Annotated in this window: 10 protein-coding genes; all 10 read left to right on the top strand. The window is 30.7% G+C overall.

Annotation, left to right across the window (positions count from 1 at the left end):
* Nucleotide 1: 1 nt before the first annotated feature.
* The 10 genes from C7U54_RS08215 (at nucleotide 2) to C7U54_RS08170 (ending at nucleotide 17,517) form a co-directional block, all read left to right on the top strand.
* The gene (locus C7U54_RS08215) at nucleotides 2–481 is read left to right on the top strand and encodes a hypothetical protein (protein WP_107029957.1); all 480 of its coding nucleotides are present in this window, start codon (nucleotides 2–4) and stop codon (nucleotides 479–481) included.
* Complete coding sequence (locus C7U54_RS08210) at nucleotides 482–9,328, top strand: RHS repeat-associated core domain-containing protein (protein ID WP_107029956.1); 8,847 nt, start codon at nucleotides 482–484, stop codon at nucleotides 9,326–9,328.
* Nucleotides 9,329–9,396: 68 nt separating this feature from the next.
* Complete coding sequence (locus C7U54_RS08205; protein ID WP_022000995.1) at nucleotides 9,397–10,698, top strand: hypothetical protein; 1,302 nt, start codon at nucleotides 9,397–9,399, stop codon at nucleotides 10,696–10,698.
* An 11-nt stretch (nucleotides 10,699–10,709) separates the two neighbouring features.
* Nucleotides 10,710–11,120, top strand: coding sequence for a hypothetical protein (locus C7U54_RS08200; protein WP_022000994.1), 411 nt, complete (start codon nucleotides 10,710–10,712; stop codon nucleotides 11,118–11,120).
* 304 nt (nucleotides 11,121–11,424) lie between these two features.
* Nucleotides 11,425–12,654, top strand: coding sequence for a hypothetical protein (locus tag C7U54_RS08195; RefSeq protein ID WP_107029955.1), 1,230 nt, complete (start codon nucleotides 11,425–11,427; stop codon nucleotides 12,652–12,654).
* Nucleotide 12,655: 1 nt separating this feature from the next.
* On the top strand, nucleotides 12,656–13,333 hold the full coding sequence (locus C7U54_RS08190) for a hypothetical protein (RefSeq protein ID WP_022000992.1): 678 nt from the start codon (nucleotides 12,656–12,658) through the stop codon (nucleotides 13,331–13,333).
* Nucleotides 13,334–13,558: 225 nt separating this feature from the next.
* Entirely contained in the window at nucleotides 13,559–14,017 is a 459-nt protein-coding gene (locus C7U54_RS08185) for a sigma-70 RNA polymerase sigma factor region 4 domain-containing protein (protein WP_022000991.1), read from the top strand.
* Nucleotides 14,018–14,453: 436 nt separating this feature from the next.
* Nucleotides 14,454–15,224 carry a hypothetical protein gene (locus tag C7U54_RS08180; RefSeq protein WP_146137621.1) on the top strand — a complete coding sequence of 257 codons (771 nt, stop codon included), beginning with the start codon at nucleotides 14,454–14,456 and terminating at the stop codon, nucleotides 15,222–15,224.
* A gap of 230 nt (nucleotides 15,225–15,454) precedes the next feature.
* Nucleotides 15,455–17,005: a recombinase family protein gene (locus tag C7U54_RS08175; protein WP_107029953.1), complete on the top strand. Its 1,551-nt coding sequence runs from the start codon at nucleotides 15,455–15,457 to the stop codon at nucleotides 17,003–17,005.
* Nucleotides 17,005–17,517, top strand: a complete 513-nt coding sequence (locus C7U54_RS08170) for a hypothetical protein (protein WP_107029952.1) — start codon at nucleotides 17,005–17,007, stop codon at nucleotides 17,515–17,517. The genes C7U54_RS08175 and C7U54_RS08170 overlap by 1 nt, the downstream gene beginning before the upstream one ends.
* The last annotated feature ends 1 nt before the right edge of the window (nucleotide 17,518 follow it).

Here is a 17,518-nt window from a genome sequence, read left to right as displayed (position 1 = left end):
TATGCGTTTTAAGAAATGGACGACAAGAAATATTATTGTTGGACTCATCGTATTTTTATCAGTTGTTGGTGTAAGTGGTGTCGTTTATTATCAGACAAGTCAAAAAACACAGGCAATTGAGGATAATGGCTATTATGAATGCAGTGGGAAATTTGACAGTAAAATGACACCTGTATCTAATATGCTTATTATTTTGAAAATAATAAACGGAAGTAATTTCTGTGACGATGGGTGGTATCAAGAAGTTCAGGAATGTCAGAGTATTTTAAATAAACAGATTCAGGAAAACTCTAACAGTAAAGATCCTTATGTCAGACAAATGATGGAGCTGCAACAGGCTATCGTAAAGAAGCTTCATTCATTTTCGACAAAAGCATGGGTCGATATGTTATGTGAAAAAGATGTAGATGATCTTCAAAAAGCATACAATGCCTACCATGATTATTATTATCAACATTATAGTAATGAGGAGGCTGTTTAGATGAAAGCTGTACTTAATAAAATAAAGATAGCCATCATTTCTATGATAGTTCTAGCTATGGCAATTGGTCAGCTTGAACTGTTTGGAAAAGTATATGCAGAAGAACTTGAAAAAATCAAGGAACAGGATCCATATGGAGAATATTATGATGAAAATATCAATAATGTTCATAAGACATCTGCACAAATAATAGAAAAAGGAAATCCTGATGTTATTACAAAAGAACCTTCGGTAGACGAAGAAGATACTTCCAGACAAAATGATCAGGAAATCGTTAAATTAAGAACGGAAAACACAAAAACTTATAAACTGTCAAGCGGGGAATATGTGACAGATTTTTATTTCGAGCAGATACATAAAAAAGAAGATGGAAAATATGTTGAGATTGATAACGATATAGAAAAGAAAGCATCGTTATTCAGATCAACATCCTCTTATGAAAATAAAGATGGTCTTTATGACATCAACATTCAAAAAGGCGTATTAGAAATTACAGATCCTAAAGACAATGTGCTTACAGTTATGCCTTCTGGAAGTCTTACAAATTATGCTATCAAAGAAAATGTTATTCTGTATTCAGAAGTAGAAAAAAATTTAGATTTAGAATATAGAATCAATTCAAATACGGTTTCACAAAATATCTATATCAATGGGGAACTTGATAAAGATACTTATTCATTTGAAGTTTACAAAGATGACTATAATGTCAGTAAAAATGATGCAGGATCTATTGTTTTTAAAAAAGATAAAAAAGAAGTCTTTGTATTAAATGCGCCTTATCTTGTTGATAAGGATGGAAACAGAAATCAGGAAGTAGGATATGACTATAAGGAACTTGATAATGGCAATATCAAAGTTACATTGTCATTAACAACATCTTGGTTAAGTGAAGAAGACAGAGTCTATCCTGTTGTTGCCAGATCAAATGTGGCAGTTGAAAATGTGGATGTTATTGATCTTGAATCAAGCTATATCCGTTCAGGAAGACCAAATATCCAAAGTCAATATTCAGATTTGTTTGTTGGATATGATGATAACTTCTATGGTGGTAAAAACAGTAATATTAAAATTGCAAGAACATTCATCTATTTTGCAATGCCAAATATCGGTGAAAATCAAAGAGTTGAAAATGCTGTTTTGAAACTTTATAAGGAACAGGATCTGGATCGTGCCAATGAGTTAAATGATATCAATATCTATAACTCCAGCTATGTTGATCCTGGTAAGGTTACATGGAATACACAGCCGGCAGATAACCAAAAACAGTTTATTTCAAATACCAAGTTTTCTAAACCAAAAGGATTTAAAGAATTTGATATTACAAAGCACGTCCAAGAATTAAAGGATGGGCAAAAGAAAACATTGATTCTGCAAGTTACGGATGAATCGCCTAACTGGAAATGTAATGTTTTTAATTCAGAATCAACAGGAAATCTGCCAAAGGTAGAAATTTATCATTGTGATGATTTTGATGTCGATCCAAATCTGGACATCAACGAGTTTGACAATGAATTAAGAGTTTACAGTAAAGACGGTCAATATTTCGAAGCAATCAGCATGGATGGTATTGCCAAACCAAACAGTGATATTGATTTTGATCTTTATGCCAAAACAAATGAAACAGATTTTGAACTTGTAAAATCACAGCATGCCAAAGAAAAAAGTTCACCTTATTTCATTGATCCAGTTTATATAACTGATCCAATTGATGGAACCCAAAAATATGAAAAGGGTGAAGTCAACTATACGACAAGCTATCTAAAAATTGGAGATATTCCAAAATACGATACGTTCTATGAATATCGAATGAAAGTTAAAAAGGATGGCACTGAGTCAGAAAAAGAACTGATTACAGACGGGTTTATTATCTATAAGGTAAAACTTGGAGATAATCTTAAATCTATTGCATCACACTATGGCTTGAAGGTAGATGATATTAAAAAAGACAATAATACATCTACAAACAAGGTCAAAGAGGGAGATGTTCTTTTCTTAAGATTTGCAAAAGATAATCCAAAAGTACCTAAGGATGTCTACAGACCACCATTAAAGCTTTCATCTTTTGAGGCAAAATATGTTTACAGAGGGCCTGCATGCTACGGAAACTGTGCAGTTGCCGATCCAGTTAATACAAGTATTGGAAACTTCTATCATGAATCAAAAGATTTTACTTTAACAGATTTTGATGAATTAAGCTTGACGCGTGTCTATAACTCTTATGGAGAAGATAATGCATCGATTTTTGGAAACAATTATTCATCAAATATTGAACAGTATATTTCCTATGATAAAGACGATAACATGATCTTTTACAGAGGAGATGGAAAGATCTTAAAAATTGAAAAGAAAGATGGAAAATATGTACCTAAACTTATTGATCGTCTTACTGTCAATGTTGATGGTGACTATGTTTCTATTAAAGATGATAAAGAAGATGTTACATATATCTTTGATGAATATGGAATTCTGACATCTATTAAAACGAAAACGGGATTTGAATCACGTATCAACTATGATGAATATGGATTTATTACAAATATTGATATGGGAAACAAACAAGTAACGTTTGAATACAATGATTATCATCTTGTCAGCAAAATCAACTTGCCAAATGGTACAAATGTACAATATCAATATAACGCAGACAGACAGCTTACAGTATTTATTGATGCCAATGGAAACAGTGAACAATACAGTTATGATAAAAATGGCAAGGTAAAAAGTATTACAGACAAAAATGGGAATACTTTGGCACAAAATACTTATAAGGATAACGGAGTTGTCGTTTCACAAACGGATGCCAATGGAAACAAGGTCTCTTTTGACTATAAGGGAAATACGACAAGTGTTACCTATAATGATAAGGAAACAGAAAAGTATGTTCTTGATGACAGCTATAAGGTAACAAAAATTACAAAGGCGGATGGATCATCGAAAAGTTACAGCTATAATGATGCTGGAAATATGATTGGTGAAACAGATGAAAAAGGTCAAAAGACAACATATGAGTACAATAAAAAAGGCTATCTGACATTGCAAAGCAATCCAGATGGAACAAGTGAAAAATATACCTATGATGAAAATGATAATGTAACATCAAAAACATCTGCGGATGGTACGAAAGAAACCTATAAATATGACAGCAACAGCAATCTGATTTATGAAAACAGTGAAGACAGAAAAGGTGTGACTTATGAATATAATGAACAGAACCTTCTTGTCAAAGAAACAGATGCTCTTGGTGTATGGAAAAGCTATGCCTACGATGGTAATCAGGTTGTAACAGTTACTCACAGCAATGGTCTGGTAGAAAACTACAGCTATGATGCCATGGGAAATATTGTTAATGAATCTGATTCAAACGGTCGTACAACAGCATATGTCTATGACAATCGCAATCAGATCATCAAGAAAACAGATTCCTATGGAAACAGTGAAGAATACAAATATGATGGAAATGGAAACGTTGTTGAATATATCGACAAGCTTGGAAGCAAAACAGTTACAGTATATGATAAAAATAACAACGCTATCCAAACTCAAAAGGGAAATCTAAAAACATCTAAGAAGTATGACAATCGTGATCGTATTATCAGTGAAACAGATGAACAAGGACTTATTAAAAAATATACGTATGACGCCAAAGGACAAATCGTAAAGGAAACAGATGCCTATGGTCAGGTTACAACGCATACTTATGATGCAGTCGGTCATGAAATCAAGACAGTTGATGGAAAAGGAAATACAACATCAAATGAATATGATGGAGATAATCTTGTAAAGACAACAGATGCAAGAGGAAATGTTACATCCTATGAATATGATGAGTTTAACAGAATTGTAAAAACAACTTTACCTAATGGAAAAACTGAAACAAAAGAATATGATAAAAATGGAAATATCATTAAGACAGTAGATCAAAGAGGACTTGCCAATACCAAAGAATATGATATTTTTGACAGGGTCATTAAAGAGGTCAATGAGCAAGGTGTTGCTATTTCAAATAAATATGATGTCTATGGTCAACTGATTAAAAAGACAGAAGATAAAAAGACAACAACATACAGCTATGATGTTTATGGAAACACTCTCAGTGAAACAGATACCTATGGAAATACAAAGACAAGTGAATATGATAAGCTCGACAGACTTGTTAAGGAAACGGATGAACTAGGCAATGTTACACAACATAAATATGATGCAATGGACAATGAAACAGAAACGATTGATGCTAAAGGAAACAGCGAAAGAAAAATTTATGACATCAACAGTATTCTGGTTCAGGATATTGATAAACTTGGAAACATTACAACTTATAAATACAATGACAAGGGTCAACAAGCCGAAACGGTTGATGCCTATAAAAATACAACAAAATTTGAATATGACAAGTTTGGGAATGTAACTAAGACAACAATCAATGATACACCGGTAGAAATCAAATCTTATGATGAATACGGGCGTGTTACAAAAACAAACAAGATCAGTGAGGTCACTGTTGAAGAATATGATAGTTTTGATCAGGTCATCAAGTCTACGAATCAGACAACAGGACTTGTTACAGAAACAGAATATGATAAAAATGGAAATGTAACCAAAACATCTGATAATGGTGGAAAAGTAACAACTCATGAATATGATGACTTCAGTCAGGAAGTCAGCTCAACAGATCCATATGGCAGAGTTTCAAGCAAGACATATGACAAGTATGGTCGTGTTGTTAAAGAAGTAAGCAATACAAATGAAGCAACAGATTATGAATACGACAAATATGGAAATGTAGTCAAGACGACGAATCATCTTGGTTCGGTAACTGATTCGACATATGATCTGTTAAACAGAAAAGTCAGTGATTCAACAGATGGCAAGAAAACATTAACATACAGTTATGATGCCAAAGGTCAGCTTGTTTCAACACACGATTCATTTACTGATAAAACAGATACGGTCAAATATGATGCTTTAGGACAGGCTGTTGAAAAGACAGACAAGCTTGGAAATGTAACCAAGACAGATTATGATGCCAAGGGTCAAGTCATCAAGGAAACAGATGCTGCTGGAAATGCAACGCTTAAAGAATATGATATTTATGGCAATGTTATTAAGGAAACGGATGCCCTTGGAAACAGTTCACAGACACATTACAATGCCTTTGGACTTGTTGAAAAAGAAGTTGACAAGAGAGGATTTGCAGTATCTTACGTTTACAATGACAAATTCCATCTTACTGAAATGACAGACAAGCTTGGAAACAAAGTAACATTTGAATATAATGACCAAGGATTCGTATCAAAAGCAACAAACCAAAATGGATTTGTCAGCGAGTATGAATATGATATTTATGGTCAAAGGACCAAAGAAACAGATCCAAATAAAAATGTTACAGAAAATGAATATGATCTGCTTGGTCAGGTAGTAAAAACTGTTGAACCAAGAAAGACAACAGTCAATAAATATGATTCTCTTGGCAGACTTGTTTCTGTCAAAGAAAATGATAAGACAACAAAAGAAAATGAATATAATGATTTGAATCAAATCGTTAAATCAACAAATGCCTTAAAATATGTTTCAACTTATGAATATGACAAATATGGAAATAAGACAAAAGAAACCTATGAAGAACATGAAACAGTTAACAAATATGATGTCAATTCACAACTTATCAAGAAAACAGAAAATAAGGATAAGGTGACAACATACAGCTATGATGCTTTAGGAAGAGAAGTAAGTCAAAAACAAAACGACAAGGAAATCATTTCAAAAAAATATGATGCTGTAAGCAATGTTGTTGAAAAAACTGAAAAGGGTCTTACAACACAATATCGCTATGATGCTTTAAAACATCCAGTACAGTATCTTTACCCATCATTGGAAGATGGAAGCATGAAAGCAATTGTATCTGTTGATTATGATGAAGAAGGCAACGCTGTTCAATATAAAGATATCTATGATCATGTTATCAAAAGAGAATATGATGCCAACAGCAATATGATTGCAGAAACAAACAGCAATGGCTTTATTACAAGATATCAATACGACAGCTTAAATAACATGACAAAGGTACAAAGTCCTCTTGAAAGAGTGATGAAGTACGATTATGACGGAAACAACAATCTTGTTGAAAGAAGTTATAATGATCAAAAAGCAACTTATGAATATGATGAAGCTGATAATCTTATTAAAGAAGTAAGCGAATATGGACTTACTGAAACTTATCAGTATGATGATTTCGGTCAAATGACATCTTATACAAAAAACGATGGAACAACGATCGATTATTCATATGATGCATTGGGAAGAAAGCTTTCAGAAGGAACAAGACAGTTCAAATATGATGCCTATGACAACCTTTTAGAAGCAGACTATAACAATAAGAGTGTCAAGTATACCTATGACAAGTTCAACAATATTACAAAGGTTAAAGATGCCAACGACAATAATGTTGAATATAAATGGGATATCTATGGAAATAGAACTGAAGTGAAGTATAATGATTATACAATCGGCTATACCTATAATCAGTTTGATAAAATAGACAAGGTTTCTAAAAATGACAAGGAATATGCATCTTACAGCTATGATGTAAGAGGAAATACAAAATCATTAGAAAGAAATGGTATTACTACAGATTACAGTTATGATGAACTAAATCGTAGAACAGCTTATGTCAATACTAAAGGTGACAAGACACTGTCAGAATACAAATATGAGTATGACGGACAGGACAATGTTATTTCAGAAACAATCAATGGTGTCGTTAACAGCTATGACTACAATGAATCGGATGAATTGAAAGCTTCAACAAAAACGATTGATGGAAAAACAGTCATAACTGAATACAGCTATGATCTTTTTGGAAACAAAGTAGAGTCATCAAGTGATGGAACAAATAAAATCTATCACTATAATGACAAAAATCAGTTGACAAGTATTAAATCAAAAGATGGACTTACTGATATCTATTATGATAAAAATGGAAATGTAAGAGATATCTATTATGCTGGTGGATACAAAGAATATTATCAATATGATGAATTTGGTCAATTGACTACTTTAAAAACAAACAGAGACAGAACTTACAATTATGAATATGATGGTGAAGGTGATCGAATTCATGAAGAAAAGATCATCAACAGCCCATATGATTTAGATTACAAACAGGATACAGAAGAATGGTTCGACTATATGCAGTCATTACCATTTACTGAAGTAGAAGAACTGTTGGATGCGAAAAAATCAGATGAATCATTTGATGCAATGAGATATCAGCTTACATACAGAAGAAAAAATGGATTGTGTGCAAGTAATCTCATTAAGGATCCAAAATCCAATGAAAAATGTGAATACAAAGATTATCTTTTAGATAAGACAGCTGAAAATACACTTGTGCTTTCTGAAAATGATGATGTTCATATCTATGGAGAAGAACGAATCTCAACAGAAAGTGCAGATGGAACACAAACTTATCTAAGTGGAAACAATCAAAGTGTAATGGCTGAAATATCATCAAAAGGGACAATGTCACAGATTGAATATGATGACTTTGGAAAAACAGATGATAAAACAAGCGGTTATGGTTATGATGGAGAAAAGCTTGATACAACAGGAAACATCTATTTAAGAGCAAGATACTACAATCCAAGAATTGGACAGTTCGTACAGATAGATGATTATAAGGGAACACAAGATAACATTACAAGTCAAAACCGATACACATACTGTTTGAATAATCAATACAAGTATGTAGATCCTAGTGGACACAAAAGCATCTTATCAATCATTGCTAGTGCCGCAAATAGTGTTATAAATGCTGTTGGAAGTATTTTCAGCAATAAGAAAGATGAAAAGAAAAAGACAGTAAAGAAACCAACGACGGTGCCATCAAAAACAACAGGTGCAATTGCTTCGGCAGTTTCTAATGCAGTAAAAATAGTTAATGAATCAACGAAGGCAGTAAAAAAAGTTATACAACCTGTAAAAAAAGTAAAGGCTAAAGAACCGCAACCGTGTCCATCACCTAAGTCAGATAAGATATTAGATCAACTGCAATTTATAATTGATGTTATTGGATTTTTACCAGTAGCAGGGGATGTATGTGATGCTGTTAATGCATTAATATATTTTGCAAGAGGAATGATTATAAGTGCAATTATTTCCATTGGCTGTATTGTATTTACAATGGTTGCAGATTCCTTACTAAAACCATTAAAATGGGCTGCTGGAAAAGCAACGGATCTTGCAAAACGTATTTTAGAAAAGCTTCCTGATTTTCCAAAAAGAACAATTTCTTATTTGAAGAAAGTACCTGGAAAAATAGAACAAATTCCTTTGGTTAATAAATGCTATTCAACAGTGAGCAGTTTATGTTCAAGACTTTCAAGTTATATTGATGACTTATTTGGAAGAGTATCAACAAAAGTTGCTGAAGAGTGGAGCTTACCTGCAAAATTACGAGGTACAATAATTGAGGAAAAACTTGCAAAAATTCAATATGCAGCATATGAGCATGTTGGAAAATTAGCAGATGGGTTCTTCCCAGTATTTGATTTTTTCAAAAATGGAGAAGGAATCAGCGTTAAAACAATTGATGTGACGTTACCAAGTTATGAAAAGGACAGTGCTATACTAAGAAAAGTTAAACAGTATGCTTCTGATTTAAATGATGATGTCATCTTAAGAAAAGTAAATAACTTTAAAAAAGGAAAAGAATTAGGTGATAAATTGAATGAGGTTAGAAAAGTTAGTACAAAAAGATTGGATATTTATATTCCAAAAGGATCACTTTCAAGGACTAAAGATATACCGGGTCAGATAGGAGATGTCCTTATTCGAATATTTGAATACTGATATTAACATGATTACTGCATTGCATCATTAATTATGCAATGCAGTAGATTTGATAAAAAGGAGTTTTTATGGATAGGATTTCAATAAAGATTACATTTATTACAAGAGAATTTGTCAATACAGAATTTATGAAAAGCTTATTAGCTCAATTAAATTTAAGAGAAAATCTTACATGGAGCAATATTCGTTCCGAAAGATTCTCATCATTGCTTTCAAAAAATGCCAATGAAGAAACGGAATGGGTTTTAAATAATGGCAATTTATGGTATTGGTATTTGTCATTTTTTTCCTTTAATGATGATCTTTATTTTAGAATGGAACAGACAGAGCATGTTATGGGAATTTCGTATATTCTTTTAAAGTGTAAAAATGATACATCAATTATTAATCAATGTTTGGATATTTTAAAGGCTCTTTTTCGAGATCGCTATTTTATGATTCATGTGATAGATGAAAAAATATACGAATATCAAGCGCAAGCTCAAGAAGATTTATATAATAAATGGTTTAATCGTTTCAAAAAAATGAAAGCTAATTATAAATTGAGAAGCGATTCATTACGAATTTATGATGAATTAGGAATCAACGTTGGCCTCAGCAGGAAAATGTATTTTGGTCGCTATATGCTTGAGTATTTTGATAAAGAAAGATTGTTATCATGTCCCTATGTTTATCATTCAGAAGAAACAAAGAATGGTATTGAAATACAACTCTATGAAGATTTAATGCAGGAAAGAGTTCTTTTTAAAGAATGGAAAATTAGGCATTATTATCAAATAGATAAAATTGCAAAAGAAATTTCTTCAAAATTAAGTCTGTTAGAGGGATCGGATTGTCTTTACAGTATGGAAAATCTTATACCTTATAAACCAATTTATTTTTATAATAATTCAGTTCAAAAAGAGTCAAGAAAAGGATTGAAAAATAAACACATTATTCCCGCAGATATTTTTTATAAAGAAATATTATTAAGTAAATATAAGAAAACTCATTTTAGAAAGATGGATGAAGACTGTTTAGTCGATGCGTCTTTATTGGGATTGTTGTTGTATATTAAAGATGAAGAGTCAGATGTAAAAAGTATTTTTGAGACAGAAGCAATGATTTCAATTGAACAATTTGAAGATGATCCATATGAATTTGCGAAACAAAAGGGATATCAGTTTTCAAAAATTAATGAACATAAGTATTTATTAGAAAAAGAAGATGAAAAGATTGTTGATAAACAATATTACTATGAAGATGAAGATCTTAAATTTGTTATAAATCTGGAAATACGAAAAGATAAATTGAATAAAACTGAAATAAAAGAAGTTGTTTCGGAATTTGATAGAATGAATAGAAGTGCTAAAATAAGAAAAATGAAATAGGAGGAAAACATATGTTTTTTAAAAAGAAAAAAAGAAATTTAATAGACGATTTAGAATTAGCTTCTAAATGGGTAGCCAAAGCATTAAATTCATCAAATTATCAAGCTGATTATAGTGTAGAAAGTTTAAAAGAAATAGATCGTTTCTTTAAAGAAGAAAATAGGCCAGATGGTATTTTAAGTAAGAATGTAGGACAAATTCTCTTTTCTTTAGGTGCTTACGTAGGAGATGTCTTTATTAAAGAATTTGGTGGAAAATGGGTAACAGATGATGGAAAAGATGCTGAAATCAATGTACAAGTTGTCTTAGACAATGGAATCAGTTTTTTACCAGTTGTTTCTTGTATGAAAGTATATCAAGCTAGTGAAGAAAGCAATCTTTATACGCTTTATCTTGCTATAAAACAAGCCGCAAGTGAATAGATAATTCAATAAATGCGAATGGATTATAAATATGTAAATTAGTTTATTTGAATTTTAGAAACATACAATTACTAAAGTTTATAGTAGAAATGCTATAAACTTTATCTTTTGCAAAAAATTATTTTTATAACTAATTTAAAATAGGACAAATAATAGAAATTAATTAAAAATTATAATAATCAATAATTACGGTTTCTAATACATTTATAAAAATTAATGAGTAATTCATAATTTTTTAAATGTGATTAAAATTTATTTTAAGAAAAATATTTTTAAATATTTAGGAGGAAGAAAAATAAATAAAATGAAAACAAAATCTAAATTAACTTATTTAATAAACATAATAATATGTATGTTAATAATTACTGGAATTTATTTAGGTGGTATTTTTATATTAGATTGTTTAAATAGCCATGGATTTATAAAAAATCACTTTAGTACATTTTATCAAGATGCAATAAGACAAAGTATAAGTGTTTTTGGAACATTTTTAACAATTGGTACAACTTGGTCAATTCATCATATGGACTCAAAAAAATATAAGGATAAAGAAATTGAATTGAGATATATAGAATCAAGACCTTTTTTTCATTTGAAAAATATCGAGGGCAAAAAGGTGATTAATTTTAAATCCCTTAAGCAAGAGGGAATTGTATTAATTAATGTTAAAGTATTTTATTTTGGTTTTAATGCACGTTTACTTCATATTGATGAATTGCATGATATGTCTTGTGGTGAGAATGATACAGGAATTGATAATTATATTGTATTAGATCAAGAAAAATATTTCTTGTCTCAATTTATAGCTGTAAAAGCAACGACTATTTATAATGAATCGGTTTATTTTGTAAATGATTGCTTTGAACAAAGAGGATATAATTTTATAAAAGAAATAAATAAAAATAAATCAACACTTGTTCAATTCAAAAATATTAATGGAGATATTATAGGTGAAGAAAAATTTAATAAAAAAATTAGTTCAATAATTAAGTATCTAGATGATAATTATGATGTATCAGTGTATAGAGATCAAACACTGGTTAATGATATTAAACAAGCTATGATAAAGCTCCAAGAAAGAAATATAAATGATTTATCTCTAATTATTACTTTGATAAGAAATTATAGAAATGATATTAAATGCGATGAAGTTATTAGGTTGTTACAAAGTGCAAAAAATATCCTTAGTAATACTGATGAAACAGCAGGTAATGAAGTACCCGCAGAGGAGTATGGATATTTTATAGGTAATCTTATATGTACTGAAAATTTTAGAAACAAATACAGTAAAATATTTGAAAATGCTATGTCAAATAAAGTTGATAGCAAACAAATTATGATAGATTATTTAAATGATTATATTAATGAATACGTAAGTGCTAAAATAAGTGGTGAGGAAATAAATAAAGATTATCCACTAAGAAATTTAGAAGTTTATTTTTCACATTATGTAGAATCTGTTACTAAAATTGATAATAATGAAATAATGGGGCATATGGCAAGTCTTTTAGACAGGGTTGAGAAAGAGAAATAAAATGAATGAGATTATAAATATATTTGAAAATTCAATGTCACTAACTGTTACAACCGTAATAGCAGCTATTGGAGTAGGATTAAACGTTTGGTTTAAGAAAAAAGCAACAGGTGATCCAAAAAGGGAAGAATTGATAAAAAGTAAGTTTGAAATATATAAGGATATGTATTTGCAAATAGTACTTATAAAAAGAAGTCATTGCTTAAATAAATCAGCAAGTGAGATAGATGAAATAATAAAAAATTATTATAAAAATTTAATAGAAAATGAAAGAGATAAATTAGTTCTGCTTGATGGACGTACCATAAATTTGTTCGAAGATATATTTAATGAAAAACATACAAATAATACTAATACAGAACATACAGTCAATACAGAAGCCGATAGTGAAAAAAGGTGGGAACAATCTATGCGATCATATAAAAAGTATAAATTGGAATCTAATATAAAAAAAGAGTATAAAAGATTAAAGAAAAGAATGAAATATCCAATGCATTATGCACGATATATTATTGCTAACATAGGCTTTTTTGTAATGATTATATGTACAACAGGGTTATTGAATGCATCTGAAAGTGATATTAGCGGGCATAGTTATGTAGTGGGCGCACTTCTAATAGCGTCTATTATCTCTATAATAATTACAATTTGTAATATTAGTTATATTGGAGAATATTAAAACATAGGAGAGTTGGTGTCAATAACATGATGATAAGCCAATTCTATATATAGTTTTATTATGAAAAAGTTAATAATTGTATCGGTAGTGAAATTAGACGAAGTCTAAAGCACTACTTTTTTTATACCCCGCTTTAGACATTGTCTATTAAGGGGATGTATTTGTGCACAAAATCAGATCTCCTCCTGATTATCTTCAGCCAAAAAAATACGGGAGGAAGATAGGATGGAAAACGATTATAAAAGAAACTATTTTTGGATCAAAAGAGATCTTAAAGGAAACAAACACTATTATTTTAAAATAAAAGGTCAATACCATGAGGTATCGGAAGAAGTATATAAAATTTGTTATAACTCATTTAAAAAAGAAGAACGAGAAAAAGAAAAGAGAAACGAGTTTAAAGTATTCAGTTTAGATCAGTTAGATAATAATAATACAGCACTTGTTGATAAAGTTGCGGATGATAATAATCAATATGATACTTTAAATATTAATGAAGAAGTTGAAAATGTAATGAATATCATTAATCAGCTTTCAAAAGAAGATAGGGATCTTATTACAAATCTTCTCATTAAGAATAAAACAGAAAGAGAACTTTCAACCTTGATGGGAGTTTCTCAACCAGCGATACATAAACGTAAAAAAAGAATAATAGAAAATATCAAAAATAAGTCAAAAATGTAACTTATTTTTTTATTTGGTTATCAAGATATAAAAAAATGTCCAGTTATATATGAGGGGAGTTATTAAGCATCTCCTCTCAAGAGGACATTGAAAACAGAATAGTCTGAATCAGCAACAAAAAGTTTTCTAGCACGTTGATAGTTGCGCCAAGAGAATATGTGAACATAGAAATGTAAGGTCACAATAAAATGTGAATTTCTTCTCTGTTTCGTATTGGAGCGAGAAACAACTGATCATAAAAAGGTGGGGATAGACCTTTGCCGTTATGAAAGCGTAAATGATACTTCACTCTATTCAATAGTCGAGCGTGAACAAACCGTCGCAACAATTGAGGAGTGGTCTTTGACACGTGTGTCGTATGTTCTTGATGATCCTATACAGAAGCTGGTTTGGACATTGGAAAACAGACTTGAACCGATACGTTTATTGATAGATCGTGACACCTGTACTTTTTGCAGGTGTCATCATTGTGTTAATAAAAGAAAGGATTGATCTTATGAAAAGAGTACATATTTTAACACCTGAAGAAAATAAACTTTCTTCGAAGCAGTTAGAGGAATATATGGAGTTTGCTGCTAAAAACAATTATGAACTTACTGGAGAATTGCATTTTCATTTTTCCAATGCTTTTTATGAACCAGAGAAGTTTGTGAATACAATAAAGGATCTTACAACAAGCAGGACATTTGTTACTGATGGTGACTGTATTGTGTTTGCTAATGCATTCAATGATGGAAGACTTCTTAAGGCATTTGAAGATAATGGCTTTGAAGTCTATGAACGTGACAGTGGTCGTCTTATTCAGAATGTGTTCAATGAATTCAACGAAAGACAGGTTCATACTTTGAAAGCTGTAATTAACAGTGCATTAGAATCAGCTGTTAATAATAAGCCACTGTTTGTAACTAGCAATTCAAACAGTGAAGCCACTCATGATTGTGTACGAGAATATGTATCCAAGTATGATTTGGATCATGCTGTTGTTATTCAACTTTCAAATCTGAATGAAGAATTTAAAAAACAGATTGGAGATGTCATAAAAAATGAAAAGTGTGACCATCTGGTACTTATTGAACCTGATTCTTTTTCAAAACAAATGCAACAGGATGTTGTTGACTTTGCATTGGAAAATAATCTGAAAGTAGACAGTTACTATGCACAGCCAGAAGCTGAAATTTCATTACAGATGAAAGGCATGGTTAACTGATTGAATGGATATCTTTGATTACTATTACATATATACATGCCTGAAGAAACTTGTCACCTATAAAAAGATCACTAAAAATGTTGCCAATAAAGTTCTGAAAAAGTATGAAGAAGAATGTAATCCACTTGTCAGATATCATTTTTAAATTCACAAAATAAAGTGAATAATATCATGGATAGATCGAAAAAGTTGTGGTACTGTATGTGGTGATAAGAAAGGGGATTTTTAGAATGGCTCATGCTCAAAAACAAGTACGCATTATCGAACCACTGGAAAGATTTGTAAACAGAATCAATCTTGTTGGCTGTTATGCAAGAGTCAGTTCAGACAGTGAAGATCAGCTTAATTCATATAACAATCAGGTTGACTTCTATGAATCCTATGTCAACAGTCTTGAAAATTCGAAACTGGTTAAGATCTATACAGATGAAGGAATAACTGGAACAAGAATGGACAAGAGAGATGGTTTTCTTCAAATGATTGAAGACTGTCGAAAAGGTCTTATAAATAGAATAATTACTAAATCGATCAGTCGATTTGCACGAAATATAACGGAGACACTTTCAGTAGTAAGAGAACTGAAATCAATAGGTGTCTCCGTTTATTTTATGACAGAAAAAATCGATACAGCAAAAATGGGAAGTGAAATGATGCTTGCTGTCTATGCTGCCTGTGCCGAAATTGAATCAAAAGCAATTTCAAATGCACAGAAATGGGCATTTCGTACAAGAGCAAAAGAAGGAAGATATAACCAACCGAAGTTGCCGTTTGGTTATCAAAGAATAGATGGTGAAGTAAAAGTCATAGATGATGAAGCAAAGATTGTTGAAGATATCTTTAATAAATATGTGAATAAAGATTTTTCGGTAACAAAACTTGTGGATTATCTGAATAAACATTATTTCAAAAAGAAAAAGTGGTCACAGTCCACAGTTTCATCAATGCTTAAAAATGAAAGGTATTGTGGAGATATGCTTCTTCAAAAAAAGTATTCACCTGATGTCTTTCCTTATAAGTTAGTCACAAATAAAGGTGAACTTGCACAGTATTATGTTTACGATGTGTTCCCAAAAATCATTGATCGTGAACTTTTTGAAAAGGCAAATGAAAAACTTGTGAACAACAAGTTGAAGTTCAATAAAAATCAGACAGATGGAAATAGAGAATATCTGCTGACATCAAAAATAAAATGTGAACATTGTGGTGGAACTTTTAAAAGAAGTGTGTTGAGGAATAAAGAATATTGGAGTTGCAGTAATCATGTTACTTCAGCAAAGAAATGTGAAGTAAAAATGATTGGAACGGATGAAATAGAAGATGCATTTTTAAAAATCTTTTATAAGCTCAAAGAAAATATTCATGTTTTGGAAGCCTATAAAAAACATATTGTGAATTTTACGACAAATGACGATGACAAATGTGAACTTGATCTCGTTAATCGTGAACTTAAAAAAGTAAGCAGTTCTATCAATACACTTGTTCGATATTATCAGAAAGATCTTATAAGTCTGGAAGATTATAAGAAAAAGCATAACGAGTTGCTGGTAGACAAATCAGTTTTTGAAATGCAAAAGTGCAAACTCAATGAAAAAATCTATCAGAGATTTGAAGTGATACAGACACAGATCATCATTGAATGTCTGGAATCAGTAAAAGAAATCACTGCACTGGATGAAGAAATCTTCAATACTTTAGTTGATTCGATTGAAGTGGGAACATTGGATATCCAGTTCACATTGAAAAACGATCTTAAGTTAAAAGTAGAAAGGAAACAGTTCTAATGGATAAAGAAAAGGCAAAAGAAAATAGAATGATACAGCAGTTTTTTAAAAACAAGGTCTTTTGGGGAATTGACAGTATTCCTTTAAAAAGAAAAATCTACAGAGGTAAAAGAGATAAGAATGGATCTCGAAAAAATGAATGCTTCTATGTAAGTGAAGATCAGAAATATCGAATCGAAGAAAGTGTTCTGGTCAAGAATGTGAATTTGTTGCTGGAAGAAGTTATCAATATGAAAGACAAATACATACAAGGATGGAACAGTGAATCAAGTGAACAGTATTTTGAAATATTGAATAGAAATGCACTCCAAAATATGAATACAGAAAGTGACTACAAGAACTTTATTTGTGACTATTTGAATCAGCAAAATTCACAGGAATATGAAAATGTGAAGTTAAAAAGTAATATAGAAAAATGTGAATTCAAGAATATTATTGAAAAGATTGAGGTATATGAAACAGGAATACTGAGTATTTTCAATAATGGTCTTGAACTTTTTATTAATTATTAAG

The organism is Faecalibacillus intestinalis (assembly GCF_003024685.1).
Lineage (GTDB): Bacteria > Bacillota_I > Bacilli_A > Erysipelotrichales > Coprobacillaceae > Faecalibacillus > Faecalibacillus intestinalis.
The sequence above is the reverse complement of the archived record's forward strand: the minus strand, read 5'-3'. Positions and strand labels throughout refer to the sequence as shown.

Coding starts and splice junctions, on each gene's coding strand:
- C7U54_RS08215 (WP_107029957.1), top strand. CDS start 2: ATGCGTTTTAAGAAATGGACGACAAGAAATATTATTGTTGGACTCATC.
- C7U54_RS08210 (WP_107029956.1), top strand. CDS start 482: ATGAAAGCTGTACTTAATAAAATAAAGATAGCCATCATTTCTATGATA.
- C7U54_RS08205 (WP_022000995.1), top strand. CDS start 9,397: ATGGATAGGATTTCAATAAAGATTACATTTATTACAAGAGAATTTGTC.
- C7U54_RS08200 (WP_022000994.1), top strand. CDS start 10,710: ATGTTTTTTAAAAAGAAAAAAAGAAATTTAATAGACGATTTAGAATTA.
- C7U54_RS08195 (WP_107029955.1), top strand. CDS start 11,425: ATGAAAACAAAATCTAAATTAACTTATTTAATAAACATAATAATATGT.
- C7U54_RS08190 (WP_022000992.1), top strand. CDS start 12,656: ATGAATGAGATTATAAATATATTTGAAAATTCAATGTCACTAACTGTT.
- C7U54_RS08185 (WP_022000991.1), top strand. CDS start 13,559: ATGGAAAACGATTATAAAAGAAACTATTTTTGGATCAAAAGAGATCTT.
- C7U54_RS08175 (WP_107029953.1), top strand. CDS start 15,455: ATGGCTCATGCTCAAAAACAAGTACGCATTATCGAACCACTGGAAAGA.
- C7U54_RS08170 (WP_107029952.1), top strand. CDS start 17,005: ATGGATAAAGAAAAGGCAAAAGAAAATAGAATGATACAGCAGTTTTTT.